Source organism: Pseudogracilibacillus sp. SO30301A (genome assembly GCF_037072025.1).
In the GTDB taxonomy this organism is placed as follows: domain Bacteria; phylum Bacillota; class Bacilli; order Bacillales; family Amphibacillaceae; genus Pseudogracilibacillus.
Window position 1 is genome coordinate 47,646 of the sequence record NZ_JAXHDD010000002.1, and the last position, 15,120, is coordinate 62,765.

A 15,120-nucleotide genomic window follows, 5' to 3' on the forward strand; every position below is an offset into this window, starting at 1 on the left:
AGTATGTTCCTTTTCCTATCTCCTTACCATTATTTGTTGTCATTGCTAGAACAATGACATTATCATCAGTCCGTTACATACCATTCATGATAATGACGAAATCTGGTTGCATCAATTGTATAACCTTGAACACGATCATTGATGCCGTACAGATCTAAATTCTCCCATAAAGGAAGTGCTGGTAATTCTTCGTTAAATAATTTTTGCCATTCAACATAAACATCACGGCGGTAGTCTTCTTCAAAGGCGGCTTCACTCAGGCCATCTTTTAGTAATGCATCTGATTCTTCATTGACCCAGCGGCCAAAGTTATATTCTTCTTTACTGCCCCATAAGCCAGTTGGATCCGGATCCGAGCCAACTAACCATGAACCGAAGAATGTTTCCAATGCTTCATCATCATTGTCTTTCATGTCGTTATATGTGTTAAATTCGATTAACTGTCCCGTTGCAAGCTCTGTTTTAATACCGACATCTTCCCAGTTTTGCATGATTGCTTGGGATCGACCTTCAAATGCTGCCGGACCGGCATAGTGACCAAATTTAACGACGAATTCATTCCCGTCCGGATCTTCTCTAAAGCCATCACCATCTATATCTTTATAGCCAGCTTCATCAAGCAGGTCTTCCGCTTTTTCTGGATTGTAATCATATTGCGTTAACTCGGATTCATCTGCAGAAATCCAGTGTACCGATGGAATTGGTGTATTTACAATCGTTGCTTTTCCGTTTAAATAGTTGTTAACAAGGGATTCTCTGTCCAGGGCATAGAACATTGCTTGACGCAGACGTTTGTCGGAAAATTTATCATAATCGGCAACTGCTGTTTGGTTTTCCTTATCCCAATGACCGAAACGGAAAGCAACGTAAGAGTAGCCTAACCCTTCCTGTTCAACAATGCTGATGTTATCTGCATTCTCCAATTCATCTACATCATCGGGGCGAATTTCCATTACATCAACTTCCCCGTTTTGTAACGCTCCTAATGTAAGGGATGGGTCAATGACTTTAAGTAAAATTTCATCTAATTTTGGTGTGCCTTGCCAATAATCATCATGGCGTTCCAAACTGATGTATTCACCAGGCTGGATCTCTTTCACTTTAAACGGCCCAATACCAACCGGGTGTTCACGAATTTCCGGCGCTGAATCCATTTCTCCAACCGGAATGTCTTCTAATTCCTTTTTAGGCATAACGCCAGACCATAAATTTTCTAAGTTATTAATTTTCTTTTCCTTGAATGTGATCGTTGCATGGTAATCATCTTCCAATTCAAAGCCGGAAATCGAATCGGCATCACCACTATTATACTCATCGACACCCTCAATGTCTTGGACATACGAATAGCGATCACCTTCATAATCTGGATGTGCCAGCACTTCAAGCGCAAACTGCCAGTCTTCCATCGTCAGTTCCTCGCCATTATGCCATTTTACCCCTTCTTGAATCGTAAAATGGAACACTTTATTATCTTCTGTTTCCCAGTCAGCAATACCAGGAATATATTCTAATTCTTCATTTGTAGTCCATAGATCTTCATGGATAAATTCGTTTACTTGTGAATCATAGGCACTTGCTGAAAATCCATCCATCAGCAATCCTTCAGGCTCTTGATCAAGGGCGAACGTTATTGAACCGCCTTCTTGTGCATCCCCAGCATCCTTAGCATCTTCATCAGCGGCGTCGTTCTCGGTTTTGTCCTCATCTGTCGACGCATCATCATTACTACCGCTACAGGCAACAAGTACAAGTGACAATGAAAATATTACTGCTAAAAGCAATAAGAGTTTTTTCTTCACTCTGCTTCCCCCTTCTTTTAAGTGCGTGTTCAAAAAGGACCAAGGTCGACTGAAGTTGCAACTTTTTGAACATGCACTTTACTAAAATTTAATCATTTCCATGTAAATGGCAGGCTACAAATCGATTTGTCCTCACCTCCTTAAATGGTGGAACAATCTGTTTACATTTGTCCATCACAAATGGACATCTTGTATGGAACACACATCCTGATGGTGGATCTACAGGGTTTGGCACGTCTCCTGATAAGATAATGCGTTCTCGCTTTTTGATCGGATTGGGATTGGGAATTGCCGAAACTAGTGCTTGGGTGTATGGATGTAACGGTTCTTCATACATCGCTAGCTTATCCGCTACTTCGACAATATGTCCTAAATACATGACCCCGATCCGGTCGCTCATATGTTTTACAACACTGAGATCATGGGCAATAAACAAATAAGTCAAATCGAATTCATGCTGTAACTTCTTTAATAGATTAACAACCTGTGCTTGAATGGACACATCAAGTGCACTGACAGGTTCATCGGCAACAATTAATTTTGGATTTAGAGCCAGGGCACGGGCAATCCCAATTCTCTGCCTTTGTCCACCAGAGAATTCATGTGGATATTTATAATAATCCTCACGACGTAGACCGACTTTTTCCAATAGGTCCTGGGTTTCTTTCTGTAATTGTTTATGAGTCTTACGAGAAAAATTCCGCTTTGGTTCATCCACAATATGACCAACCATCATCTTGGAGTTGAGGGATGCAACCGGATCCTGAAAAACCATCTGCATATTTTGTCTGATCTGTCTCAGCTTACTCCCCTTAAAAGAAGAAATATCCTGTCCATCAAATCGGATTTGACCTGAAGTGAGGTCGGTCAATCTCATGATAAGTCTTCCGGTAGTGGTTTTACCGCACCCTGATTCACCAACAAGTCCGAACGTTTCCCCTTTTCTTAACGTCAATGAAACATTATCGACCGCTTTAACGTGGCTGACAGTTCGTTTAATAAACCCAGCTCTAATCGGGAAATACTTTTTTACATTTTTTAATTCTAATAAAATATCTTCATCATATGTATTTGCTGATACAGTTGTTAGTTGTGTATCCGTTTCCGCCATTTATTTAACCTCCTCCGGTTGTACCCTGTCTTTTGGATAACATGCTTCATGCAACAGACAGCGGGCATAATGATTATCATCCACTTGGGCAAGTTGAGGTGAAATATGGGCGCAATCAGAGAAAGCCTTCATACAGCGATCGGCAAAACGACAGCCTATTTTGGGCATCTTTTCAATAGATGGTACGACTCCTTTAATGGTTAAAAGCATTTCTTCATCATGATCCAAATGTGGAACACTGCCTAACAGTGCTTCTGTATACGGATGTTTAACATTTTGGAACAATTCTTTTACAGTAGCACTCTCCACAATTTGTCCAGCATACATAACGACCACTCTTTCCGCCATTTCCGCAACAACCCCTAAATCGTGGGTAACGAGCATGATGGACATTCCGTGTTCATGATGGATTTGTCTTAATAGTTCAAGTATTTGTGCTTGAATGGTTACATCTAATGCCGTTGTCGGTTCATCCGCTATTAACAGCTTTGGATTCAAGGCTATCGCTATGGCAATCATGACACGTTGCCGCATGCCGCCTGATAACTGATGGGGATAGTCATCAACAATCGATTCCGGCCTTGATATACCAACCTGTGTCAAAAGGCTAATCGCTTTTTCACGTGCTTCTTTTTTGGATAAGTTTGTGTGGTTTTTAAAAACTTCAGTTAGGTGAAAGCCAATAGTGAATACAGGATTTAGTGCGGTCATTGGCTCCTGGAAAATCATCGAGATTTCTTTTCCACGAATTTTATTCATTTCGTCAGTTGTTTTATTTACTAAGTTCTCTCCTGCAAAAATGATCTCCCCTTCGGAAATTTCAGCGATCAATTTCGGTAAAAGCTGCATGATTGATAAGGAAAGGACACTTTTTCCGCAACCTGATTCTCCAACAATACAAATAATTTCTCCTTCGTTTACAGTGAGGTTAATATCTGATATTGCATGATGTAATTGCTCATTTATATAAAATCCGGTATGTAAACGCTTTATTTTTAGTAAGGGTTGTTTTTGTTTGGGCATATAAACCTTCCTTCCCTTGACAATTGTACCTATTGACATTTATGTATTAAAAATATTGATACTTTTTCATAAATAAGCATAGATGTTTGTTTAAATTATAAAAAAATGAATAATAGAAAATTGTGGTGTGTATAGAGGTGCAGCGCTGATGTCGCTTTTTCAAAATAAGAAAGTATAAAACGTTGGCATAAAACCGTTTTTTACATGAACAGCCATGTCTAGCTCCAGTACCTACCCCTCGAGATCTGAAGTCAATCTTTTCTGTGGAAAAGAACGCCACGCTAAAGATTGTCTTAAGCTATGCCTTAAGGTAAGCAAGGCGCTTTGCGTTTTACTAACGCCGAACAATGAATAACCACTCATTTCCACGCGTTCTTAAAATGATCTTCATCTTCATTGTCGTTACATGCTTGAAAATCTATGAGTATATTGTAATATATTAATAAAGTAGGAGTTTTATGAATTATAAAGGATCTATATGTAACCTAAATTCCGGGAAAATTATACCTAGGAAGGGACATCCACTCCTAGGTGTCCGTATAAATCCATTTGTTTTTTAGTTATCTCACCAATACGGCGTTTACGCCCCGGTTGTTCATAGCATTCAATAATATCAAGTTCATCTAACAATTCCTGCAAGGTGTAATTCTTAAATAAATCCTTGTCTGACATAACTTTTTTAATGTATGAAAGATTGAGTGCAATAAATTGTACAAACAACTTCCCCGCTAAATTTTCTTCAGAAGATACAGATGTGCGTCGCATGTTCAGCCGCTCTTTTAAATTACCAAAGACCTTCTCGATCAAATATTTAGAACGGTAGATCTTAATGGCTTCAAGCGGATCTTTAAACTCATTGGATAGCAGTGCAAAATAACCAGAATTTTTCTCCGCAACCTCTATAGCTTCCTGCTTAGGAGTAAGTTTAATTCCTCTTTTAGGCGTCTCCTTTACCTCAAAGTATTTCGTATACAACTTTTCATGATCTTGACTTTTCTTGCCAGATAATAGTTCTTCTTCAAGACCATCGAGCAGTTTGTTCCATGCTATTTTATCATCCGTAGCTTTTGCTTCTCACCAATGGCATCGAAGAGATATGTTGCGCCATAGAAGCTGCGTTTATGTACAACGGATGGAACCGATCATGGTTTAGGCATTGTCGAATCCATTTTCGCCAGTCTTTTGGAAGGAAAGATTTCACCAGTATCAGGATCCAACTTACCTATACATGTTCTATGATTTCTTGCCTGTTGCTTTTCTTTATCCCAGTAACCAGTGGATTCATAGACATAAGTAACGCCATTCTTTTTGTTTTTTAAGTAAACCAGAGACATACGGCACCTCCATTCCTTGGTATAATTATATCAAAAAAATAGAGGAAAAATCAACCAAAAAAGCAAAAAACCCTTTATTTATAGGGTTTAAGGCAGTTCCTTCTTATAAACAATCATATAATTTGCAAGAACATTTGCATAAGCATTATTACTCTGCAAACGTTCCAGTCCTAACTTCTTTATTTTGTCATTTACTATTCCAATTGGCAATTCTTCAAATTCCCTGTTATTTAAGAGCATACACCCCCCATTGTGTCCAATAAATATTTCTGTATAACGCCCCGAACGTCTTTCTAATTCCCTCATACCTTGCTCAATATCTATGTCATATTTACCGTTATAAAAATTAACATAGGATTTTTCCATTTCTTCTACAAAATATGAATTCCATGCCACGTAAGAATCATCTGTCAAACGATTAGCTAAAACATGTAAGTTCATCTCATTATCAAATTTCACGTCAACTACCGCAACATTCAATTCTTTTTCTTTATCCTTAATCAACATTGCGATTTTGGCTTTATATAATTCTTTACTCGGATTAAAAATATGAAATTTTTGAGATTGCAAGATTCGCAAAAGTAGTGGGGATTATGGAAGCGAGCTAAAGTTGGGTGGAGTAGAATGTAAGCTATCAATCAATTTAGAAGTATATCCCAGTCCTTTTTTATGGTAAAGTATCTGACATTTACCTTTAAATACGTTAGAATATAGGGATAGGGTAAAAATATATCAATGATGAAAGATAGAATAGATAATATCATATAGAAAGCAGGGAAGGAAAATGGCTATAAAGATACTTGTTGTTGATGATGAGAAACCAATAGCGGATATATTAAAATTTAATCTAGAAAAAGAAGGATATGAAGTTGTTTGTGCATTTGATGGTGATGATGCAATTGAACTTGCTGAAAAAGAGAATCCTGACTTAATTTTACTGGATATTATGCTTCCAGGCAAAGACGGAAATGAAGTTTGTCGAGAAATTCGCAAAACTAAAAATATGCCAATTATTATGCTGACAGCGAAGGATTCAGAAATAGATAAAGTGCTAGGTCTCGAACTAGGAGCAGACGATTATGTCACAAAGCCGTTTAGTAATCGAGAATTAATTGCACGAGTTAAAGCAAATTTACGTAGACAGCAACAAGTTGTTGATGAGAATGTAGAAAATAAAAAAGATATTATAATAGGAAACCTTACAATTCATCCAGAAGCTTATAGCGTTTCACGTGATGGAGAGCATATTGACTTAACTCACCGAGAATTTGAGTTATTTTATTATTTAGCACGTCATATTGGACAAGTAATGACTCGTGAGCATTTACTTGAAACTGTATGGGGTTATGATTATTTTGGTGATGTACGGACGGTAGACGTAACGGTGCGACGATTAAGAGAAAAAATTGAAGAAGATCCAAGTAATCCACTATTAATTGTCACACGTCGAGGAGTAGGGTATTATTTACGAAGCCTAAACGAGGAGTAATAATTTTATGAAAAAAGTCGGTTTTTTTCGTTCGATTCAGTTAAAGTTTATCATTATTTATATATTGCTTTTAGTTGTAGCAGTGCAAGTGATAGGTTCGTACGTAGCACGGCAATTAGAAGTTGAATTACTCGATAACTTTAAAGAGTCTATTAATGATCGGATCGATCTACTTAATTACAATTTAGAACAGGCTTTTAGTAAAAAACGGACAGATGATCCGTTAGAACCGACATTGCAAGAAGATGTACAAAGTATCGTCACAGATGTTAATACTAGTTCTGGGATAACGACTATCCAGGTGATTAATAACCAAGGACGAGTACTTGGAACAAATGATTATTTAAATCAAGATATTATTGGAAAAAAGATAACGGAAGAGATTGTTCAAAGAGCTATTAAGTTTCGCACTTCCATGGATAATACAAGTTATAATAGCAAAACAGGTGAGCGGGTTTTCATCCGGGTTGAACCAATTCATGATGCGGATGAAAATGTCCAAGGTGTTATTTATTTAAGCACCTCCTTAGAGGGAGTTTATGGGCAACTTCAAAAAATAAATGAAATCTTTCTAAAGGGTTCAGTCATTGCGCTTGTAGTCTCAGTTATATTAGGTATTTTAATTGCTAGAGCCATAACGAAGCCAATTGTTGAAATGCGGAGACAAGCTCAAACAATGGCACGTGGAGACTTCTCTCAAAAAGTAAATGTTTATGGAAATGATGAAATAAGTCAGTTAGCTGTTACATTTAACCATTTAAATGATCGACTAAAGCATTCCATGGCGACAATTGAAAAGGAACAAAAAAAATTAAGTTCAGTCTTGGAAAATATGACTGAAGGTGTTATTGCTACAGATAGTAAAGGAGAAATTACACTAATTAACGAAGCGGCGGCTAGGTTTTTTAATGAAAATCCTAATAGTTTAATAAGTAAAGATCTATTAAAACTTCTCTCACTTGATGAAAAAGTGGAAGATATCATTGAATTGCAACAAAGTGGATCGATTGTTCTTGATCTTAGTGAAGGTGAGGAAATATTTTTAGTACGCGCAAACTTCTCAGTAATAGCGGATCTTCACCAAGATCAGAAACGAACGAGCGGTCTGATTGCAGTGTTAAGTGACGTTACGGAAGAAGAAAGAGTTGAACAGGAAAGAAGAGAGTTTGTATCTAATGTATCTCATGAATTAAGAACCCCGTTAACGACGTTAAGAAGTTATATTGAAGCTTTAACAGATGGAGCATGGGAAGATCCAAACATTGCACCAAAGTTTTTGGAAGTGACTCGAAATGAAACAGAACGCATGATTCGAATGGTAAATAGTTTATTACAACTGTCCCGAATGGATAGTAAAGAGCTCACCTTGAACCGGGAGAATGTAGATTTTGTACCTTATTTTCATAAAATAATTGACCGATTTGAGATGAATGAAAAAGATGGAAAGATAACATTCGTACGTGAAATTCCTGCTGCATCATATTTTGTTTGGATTGATAAAGATCAAATGACGCAAATACTTGATAATATTATTTCCAACGCAGTAAAGTATTCTCCAGATGGTGGGAAAATCACGTGCAAAATTCAGTTGCAAATAAGACAAATTGTTATAAGCGTCAAAGATGAAGGAATTGGAATTGAATATGATAAGCTAGATAAAATATTTGATCGTTTTTATCGAGTAGACAAAGCGAGAACTAGAAAACTTGGAGGAACGGGATTAGGTTTAGCAATTACTAGAGAACTAGTTGAGGCACATTATGGAAGAATTTGGGTTAATAGTATCGAGGGTAAAGGAACAACTATATACTTTACTCTACCGCTTATTAATGAGAAGCGGAGGCGAGAGGCATGAAATATGAAACAGTAAAGACATTTATTTTAGTTGTTCTTGTAGGAGTTAGTTTTCTATTGTCATTTATCGTGTGGAGCTATCGGCCAAATTATGAAGACTATTATGATGCTAGCTATGTGAATGAAGTAGATGTTGGAGGAGTTGAATTATCGAAAAATGATTTGATAATTCCAAGAGAAGTTATTTTTCGGGACAATCAGCATGTGACAGGTTTTATCAATCCTAATGATCGACTGTTATTTTATAAAAATATCGCATCTTGGATGTTGTACGATTATCGGGTGACAAATTCAAATGGAAGGCCGGATGACAAGAAAAATTATGTTGAATTAATTTTTCCAAGTGCCATACCAGCTGAACTACTTACCAGTTTATTTACGTTCCATGACGAATTTGAACCGCCCAACTGGTCGTTTGAACGGGTGTTTTTAGTTGTTGATGAAGGAAAGGATGAATTAGAATTATTAATACCGTCTGTGGATCAAAGAAAAGAAATCATTGCAAAAATAGAAAATTCAGACGTGTATAATGAGTTATTATCCTATATGCATAATGAAGAAAAATTAGAGGAATTTATTAGTTTTGGAAAAAATGATCACCCAATCTATCTGCCTAAAGAACGTGTAAAGTCATCAAGTAAGACGTTGATAGGTAGTAAAATTAAGCCTGATGTATTTATTGATGCATTATTTAGTAACCCGTCTCTTGTAACGCCAAACACAAAGGAAGCTTATTTTACGGATGGCCAACGAGGAATGAGAATCGACCAAGATGGACGTAAATTAGAGTTTATTAATCCAATTCAATCTTCTTATAGTATGTTAGATTCAATGGAGTTGCTTGATAAAAGTATAAATAATATAAATGAACATAAAGGTTGGACGAATGAATTCTTATTTGAAAAGATAAACAAGCCAAAAAACAATATTCAATTTCGGCTTTATTATGATGGTTATCCTATATTTGATAATCATTCCTTAAGTACTATTGAACAAGAGTGGCGGGAACAAGATTTACATTTATATTCAAGGCCACTTGTGATACTAGGTAATCAACTAGATTCAAGAGATGTTGAGTTGGCATCAGGTCAAGAGGTAAGTAATTATCTTGTAAATGATCAACGATTGGAGATAGAGAACATTCAAGATATTCAAGTTGGATATTCCTTAACTTTTTTAGATGAAGCTCATAGTTTAATGTTAGAACCAAATTGGTTTATATTGTACAAAGGTGAATGGGTAAAGCTTAATTTACTTGATAACCAACAAGATTTACATTTTGAGGGAGGGGGTTAACAATGCATTGGGGTCAGATAAAGACATTATTAATCCTCAGCTTTCTAATTTTAGATATTTACCTTTTTATGCAATTTTTAGATAAAAAAGATCAAGCCGATATAGGAGTACTTGAACAACAGTCATCATCAATCGAGGAACAGCTAAAAGCTGAAGAAATTACTTTTCAAGATTTACCTGAACAAGAATATGAAGAGGCTTTTATTTCTGTTCAGCAACAAATGTTTCGTAAAGATGAATTAAGTAGTTTTAATCGAAGTGAATTTCAAGACACATATATAGCTAATAAGTATTTACTCTTGTCTAAGTTAGACGATCCAATTAAAATTAAAGAAGGCATCAAAATTGACAAGGTTACCGAAATATTTAATAGCATCGTTTATTATCCTGAAGAATATACATTTTGGAACTGGAATAAAGAGCTAAATGTTTTAATATTTTTCCAAAAAAAGATGGATCGTCCCGTTTACTATAATCAAAATGGGCTTGTTCTTTTATTTTTAAATGACGATAATGAGATCACATTTTATATTCAAACAATGCTCGGTGAAACTGAGCCAATTGCGGAAAAGAGTAAATTAATTAAACCTATTCAAGCAATTGAAACTTTATATGGTGCAAGTGAATTAAAATCTGGTGATGATATTACAGATGTTAAGATTGGATTTCATACAAGAGTTCCCTTTGAGACAGGCGTACAAGTTTTTGCCCCAATTTGGAAAGTGAAGGTAAATGAAGAAAAAGATTATTTTGTAAATGCGATTGAAGGGTTTATCTTTTCGACAGAAGAGCAGGAGTTTCTAGAAGAAGTGATACAATCGGCGATTGATAAAATTCAATTATCTTGGGATGACAATACGAACCCGGGGGAAATGAAAGAAGCGTTAAAAGAGCGATTAGAAAGATATCGGGGTGAGTATAAAAAATGACTATGCGCTTTAGTGTACTTGCTTCTGGCAGTACAGGTAATGCGTTTTATTTGGAGTCTTATGAAACAAGACTCCTTGTTGATGTTGGTTTAAGTGGTAAAAAAATGGATCAGTTATTTAAGGAGATTAACGTTGACCCCACTAAATTAAATGGTATTTTAGTGACACATGAGCATAGTGATCACATTAAAGGTTTAGGGATATTAGCTAGGAAGTATAATTTGCCAATTTATGCAAACGAGCTAACATGGAAAGCAATGAAAAAAAGCATAGGAAAAATAAATCCTGATCAATGTTTTCACTTTGAAGCTAATAGTGTGAAAACATTTGGAAATATCGATGTAGAATCGTTTTCTGTTTCACATGACGCAGCTGATCCAATGTTTTTTAACTTTCATTGCGAAGGTAGAAAAGTATCACTTGTAACAGACTTAGGTTATGTTTCTGAGAAAATAAAAAAGACGGTTGAAAATGCAGATGCTTATATTTTTGAAGCAAATCATGATATTAGTATGCTACAAATGGGTCGGTATCCTTGGAATGTGAAGCGAAGAATTTTAGGAGATTCTGGACATGTTTCTAACGAAGACTGTGGTCTTGCACTCAGTGAAGTTATTAAAGATAAAACTAAGAGAGTATATTTAGCTCATTTGAGTAAAGATAATAACATGAAAGAATTAGCGAGAATGTCCGTTGACCAAGTGTTGAAAGAGCGCGATGTAGAAGTTCAATTATTTGATACAGACCCCGAAAATCCAACAGATTTATATGAAGTAGTTTAAATGTAAATAAAATTTCTAAATAAAAAATAGGTTTAAATGATATAATAATGAAAGATATTTTACATATTTTAACTCGGCAGAAGGAGTTGTTATTATGGGTTATTATAATGATAAACCGGCGAATAAAAAATGGGGAGGTTGGTTTCTTCCTATTATTATTGGTCTTGGAGTGGGGATCTTGCTTATGTTAGTCGTTTTTCCAAACTTTACAGGGAAAAACGTAGTATTAGATAATGATGATGAACAAGGGACTGTTACTACTGAAGACGGAATTCGTGAACATATCAATGTAGATGTATCCACACAAATAACAGATATCGTAGAAAATGTATCTCCAGCTGTTGTTGGTGTAACGAATATTCAACAACGTTCAGATTTTTGGCAACAAGGTGAAGCAAGTGAAGCAGGCACCGGTTCGGGTGTCATTTACAAAAAAGAGGACGGTTATGCTTATATTGTGACGAATCATCACGTTGTAGATGGTGCAGATATGCTTGAAATTGTATTAAGTGATGATACAAACTTAGAAGCTGAATTACTTGGTAGTGACTTGTTTACAGACCTTGCTGTTTTACGTGTAAAAGATGATAATATTGATACTACGATAGAAATGGGTTCTTCAGAAAACTTAAAAGTAGGGGAACCAGCAATCGCAATTGGAAATCCATTGGGACATATGTTTGCAGGTTCTGTAACGCAAGGTATTATTAGCGGAAAGCAGCGGGCGATTCCTCAAGATTTTAACCAAGATGGACGACCTGATTGGCAAGCTGAAGTAATTCAAACTGATGCTGCAATCAATCCGGGAAATAGTGGTGGAGCATTAATTAATATAGATGGACAACTCATCGGAATTAACTCCATGAAAATTAGTCAAAACATTGCTCAAGGGATTGGTTTTGCAATTCCAATAGATACAGCACGACCAATTATAGAGGAACTTGAGAAAACGGGAACAGTAACTAGGCCGTACTTAGGAGTGGAAATATACTCATTAGACGAGGTACCTAAAGTAGAGTGGAAAAATACGTTAAAGTTACCAGACTCTGTTGAAGGTGGAGTGTATATTTGGAGCATTGAACCATTATCTCCAGCGGATCAAGCTGGTCTTGATCGACTCGATGTAATTACCGAATTTGCAGGAAAACCAGTTTTAAATATTTTAGATTTACGAAAAACATTGTATCAAGAGTTAAAAATTGATGAAGAAGTAGATATTGTTTATTATCGTGATGGAGAACGATTTGAGACAACTGTTAAGCTAGACGAACAGAAATAATAAGAGAACGCTACTCATATTAGGTTGAGTAGCGTTTTTGTATATAAATCGTGGAATTGATGAGTTAATGCAAACTGTGACATAATGATCTATCACCGTTGGGGAAAAGTGACTCTACCTCCAAGATGTCGAGTCGATCCGCAAGACGTCGAGTCAATTTCCAAGATGTCGAGTCGATCCGTAAGACGTCGAGTCATTCTCCATGATGTTGAGTCGATTCGCAAGACGTCGAGTCAATTTCCAAGATGTCGAGTCGATCCGCAAGACGTCGAGTCAATTTCCAAGATGTCGAGTCGATTCGCAAGACGTCGAGTCATTCTCCAAGATGTCGAGTCGATTCGCAAGACGTCGAGTCATTCTCCAAGATGTTGAGTCGATCCGCAAGACGTCGAGTCATTCTCCAAGATGTCGAGTCGATCCGCAAGACGTCAAGTCATTCTCCAAGATGTCGAGTCGATCCGCAAGACGTCGAGTCATTCTCCAAGATGTCGAGTCGATCCGCAAGATGTCGAGTCATTCTCCAAGATGTCGAGTCGATCCGCAAGACGTCGAGTCATTCTCCAAGATGTCGAGTCGATTAATTAATAAGCAGAGCCTTATGTCACAGTTTATGGATATTGTAGAGAAGGTAAAAGGTCTTTTTTGGTTAAACTGTCAGGAGTCCTAATAGTTTAGCGAAGTATATCAAATTTAAGTTACACACAAATCTCGGTAGTTATACACAATCTGTGGATAAACCTGTGGAACAATTGCTTCTTTGTCGGTATATAGAGAAAAATGTCGAATGAAATCAATATATATGTACTCGACTGTGCATATGTGAATAAACATGTGCATAAGTAGAATTTGGTTTATTAAGAAGTTGTCCACAAATGGGTTTTCAGTTCATTTGTCATGCCAATCTTTGTTTAATAATCCGTAAACTATATGGTCAACATAATGATCATAAAGCCATTCAACTTCCCGGAGACAACCTTCTTTTTTAAAACCTAACCTCTCAGCAATGGCACAGCTTGCCTTATTTTCACTCGCTGCACGTACTTCGATTCGATTCAATGATAATTCATTGAACCCGTAGGAAATTAACGCGGAAACAGACTTAGTCATTAGGCCCTTTCCTTGATATTCTTGCCCTAACCAATAACCGATCGTTCCAATTCTATTTGTGAAATCCAACTTATTAAAACTAACAACACCGACTAATTGATCCTTAACAAAAACACCTGCTGTTATTCCTTGTCGATTATTATATATTTGAAAAGAATTTTTAATAAACGTCATAGTATCAGAATCAGATTGAATTTGATCTAACCATGGTAGCCATTTTTTTAAATGTTCTCTCGAGTCGCAAGTTAGTTTGTATAAGGCTTCCGCATCACGGGCAGATAGCATACGCAATTTAATATGATCATCAACAGTTAATTTAAACAAAAGTACACACCTCAATTATTATTACTTACAAGACTTTTTATTTTTCTTTCATAGATTTTAAAATCCATTTCCGAAAACAAAACAAAGATTACTTTACCAAAATCATTCTTCTCCAAAAATTCTAGAACAGTTTCTAAAGCAATGGATGAAGCCAGCTCAATAGGAAATCTATAAGCACCAGTTGATATCGATGGAAATACTATACTTTTTAACCCATGTTGTGTAGCAAGATCAAGAGCATTACGGTAACAGTTGGTCAATTGTTTTTCCTGTATATCTTTTAGATTTTTATCCCAAATGGGTCCAACAGTGTGGATAACATATTTTGCAGGCAAATTATACCCTTTTGTAATTACTACTTCGCCAGTTTGAAGGTATTCACCATTTAATTCATTTTTACGGATATTTTTGCAAGCTTTAAGAAGTTCAGGTCCTGCAGCCTTATGAATAGCTCCATCTACTCCACTACCGCCTAATAACGATCCGTTTGCGGCATTGACAATTACATCCTTAAATTGCTTTGTAATATCGCCTAAACGAATTTGTATAGTGTTTTTGTTAATTGTATATAGCATTCAATACCTCCTTATTTTATTCATTATACTATATATTGCGAAAGGTTCTCAGATTATTATAAAAACATTAGTTGAAATAATTGTAAGAGTAGTGGAAAAGGCTAAGTTGACAAATAACGGCTTCATATTGTATAGTGAATTCAACAAAGTTGAATAAAAGGAAACTTAGGTTTAATGTTTTTGAATGGTGCTGAAAGCGTTTTTATAAAGGAGAGAAT

Annotated in this window: 13 protein-coding genes and 1 pseudogene; 6 read left to right on the forward strand and 8 right to left on the reverse strand. The window is 36.1% G+C overall.

The features are described 5' to 3' along the window. Window positions 1-65 precede the first annotated feature (65 nt). The 6 genes and pseudogenes from opp4A to SPD89_RS02005 form a co-directional block, all read right to left on the reverse strand. The gene (gene opp4A, locus SPD89_RS01980) at window positions 66-1,799 is read right to left on the reverse strand and encodes an oligopeptide ABC transporter substrate-binding protein (protein ID WP_336260281.1); all 1,734 of its coding nucleotides are present in this window, start codon (window positions 1,797-1,799) and stop codon (window positions 66-68) included. 88 nt (window positions 1,800-1,887) lie between these two features. Next, window positions 1,888-2,910, reverse strand: a complete 1,023-nt coding sequence (locus tag SPD89_RS01985) for an ABC transporter ATP-binding protein (RefSeq protein ID WP_336260282.1) — start codon at window positions 2,908-2,910, stop codon at window positions 1,888-1,890. Continuing rightward, window positions 2,911-3,933: an ABC transporter ATP-binding protein gene (locus SPD89_RS01990; protein ID WP_336260283.1), complete on the reverse strand. Its 1,023-nt coding sequence runs from the start codon at window positions 3,931-3,933 to the stop codon at window positions 2,911-2,913. A 507-nt stretch (window positions 3,934-4,440) separates the two neighbouring features. Beyond that, window positions 4,441-5,001: pseudogene (locus SPD89_RS01995) on the reverse strand (IS1634 family transposase); the annotation flags it as partial. 74 nt (window positions 5,002-5,075) lie between these two features. Further along, complete coding sequence (locus SPD89_RS02000; protein WP_336260285.1) at window positions 5,076-5,267, reverse strand: hypothetical protein; 192 nt, start codon at window positions 5,265-5,267, stop codon at window positions 5,076-5,078. A gap of 87 nt (window positions 5,268-5,354) precedes the next feature. Beyond that, a complete protein-coding gene (locus SPD89_RS02005) occupies window positions 5,355-5,837 on the reverse strand; it encodes a hypothetical protein (RefSeq protein WP_336260286.1) in 483 nt (160 codons plus the stop codon). 214 nt (window positions 5,838-6,051) lie between these two features. On the opposite strand from SPD89_RS02005, the gene yycF reads away from it, so the two are divergent. The 6 genes from yycF (at window position 6,052) to SPD89_RS02035 (ending at window position 12,896) form a co-directional block, all read left to right on the forward strand. Next, window positions 6,052-6,756 carry a response regulator YycF gene (yycF, locus tag SPD89_RS02010; RefSeq protein ID WP_336260287.1) on the forward strand — a complete coding sequence of 235 codons (705 nt, stop codon included), beginning with the start codon at window positions 6,052-6,054 and terminating at the stop codon, window positions 6,754-6,756. Between the two features lie 7 nt (window positions 6,757-6,763). Beyond that, window positions 6,764-8,611, forward strand: coding sequence for a cell wall metabolism sensor histidine kinase WalK (walK, locus tag SPD89_RS02015; protein WP_336260288.1), 1,848 nt, complete (start codon window positions 6,764-6,766; stop codon window positions 8,609-8,611). Next, a complete protein-coding gene (locus SPD89_RS02020) occupies window positions 8,608-9,906 on the forward strand; it encodes a YycH family regulatory protein (protein ID WP_336260289.1) in 1,299 nt (432 codons plus the stop codon). The genes walK and SPD89_RS02020 overlap by 4 nt, the downstream gene beginning before the upstream one ends. A 2-nt stretch (window positions 9,907-9,908) precedes the next feature. After that, window positions 9,909-10,835, forward strand: coding sequence for a two-component system regulatory protein YycI (locus SPD89_RS02025; protein ID WP_336260290.1), 927 nt, complete (start codon window positions 9,909-9,911; stop codon window positions 10,833-10,835). Further along, window positions 10,832-11,617, forward strand: coding sequence for an MBL fold metallo-hydrolase (locus SPD89_RS02030; RefSeq protein WP_336260291.1), 786 nt, complete (start codon window positions 10,832-10,834; stop codon window positions 11,615-11,617). The genes SPD89_RS02025 and SPD89_RS02030 overlap by 4 nt, the downstream gene beginning before the upstream one ends. A 94-nt stretch (window positions 11,618-11,711) precedes the next feature. Continuing rightward, window positions 11,712-12,896, forward strand: coding sequence for a S1C family serine protease (locus tag SPD89_RS02035; RefSeq protein WP_336260292.1), 1,185 nt, complete (start codon window positions 11,712-11,714; stop codon window positions 12,894-12,896). Window positions 12,897-13,781: 885 nt separating this feature from the next. On the opposite strand, the gene SPD89_RS02040 is transcribed toward SPD89_RS02035, so the two are convergent. Together SPD89_RS02040 and SPD89_RS02045 are read right to left on the reverse strand one after the other, a co-directional pair. Beyond that, entirely contained in the window at window positions 13,782-14,327 is a 546-nt protein-coding gene (locus tag SPD89_RS02040) for a GNAT family N-acetyltransferase (RefSeq protein WP_336260293.1), read from the reverse strand. Window positions 14,328-14,338: 11 nt separating this feature from the next. Continuing rightward, window positions 14,339-14,902 carry an O-acetyl-ADP-ribose deacetylase gene (locus tag SPD89_RS02045; RefSeq protein ID WP_336260294.1) on the reverse strand — a complete coding sequence of 188 codons (564 nt, stop codon included), beginning with the start codon at window positions 14,900-14,902 and terminating at the stop codon, window positions 14,339-14,341. Between the last annotated feature and the right edge of the window lie 218 nt (window positions 14,903-15,120).

Excerpts from the sequence above, each read along its gene's own strand:
- SPD89_RS02025 (WP_336260290.1), top strand. The coding sequence starts at position 9,909 with ATGCATTGGGGTCAGATAAAGACATTATTAATCCTCAGCTTTCTAATT.
- walK (WP_336260288.1), top strand. The coding sequence starts at position 6,764 with ATGAAAAAAGTCGGTTTTTTTCGTTCGATTCAGTTAAAGTTTATCATT.
- SPD89_RS02000 (WP_336260285.1), bottom strand. The coding sequence starts at position 5,267 with ATGTCTCTGGTTTACTTAAAAAACAAAAAGAATGGCGTTACTTATGTC.
- SPD89_RS01985 (WP_336260282.1), bottom strand. The coding sequence starts at position 2,910 with ATGGCGGAAACGGATACACAACTAACAACTGTATCAGCAAATACATAT.
- SPD89_RS02030 (WP_336260291.1), top strand. The coding sequence starts at position 10,832 with ATGACTATGCGCTTTAGTGTACTTGCTTCTGGCAGTACAGGTAATGCG.
- SPD89_RS02045 (WP_336260294.1), bottom strand. The coding sequence starts at position 14,902 with ATGCTATATACAATTAACAAAAACACTATACAAATTCGTTTAGGCGAT.
- SPD89_RS02020 (WP_336260289.1), top strand. The coding sequence starts at position 8,608 with ATGAAATATGAAACAGTAAAGACATTTATTTTAGTTGTTCTTGTAGGA.
- yycF (WP_336260287.1), top strand. The coding sequence starts at position 6,052 with ATGGCTATAAAGATACTTGTTGTTGATGATGAGAAACCAATAGCGGAT.
- SPD89_RS02035 (WP_336260292.1), top strand. The coding sequence starts at position 11,712 with ATGGGTTATTATAATGATAAACCGGCGAATAAAAAATGGGGAGGTTGG.
- SPD89_RS01990 (WP_336260283.1), bottom strand. The coding sequence starts at position 3,933 with ATGCCCAAACAAAAACAACCCTTACTAAAAATAAAGCGTTTACATACC.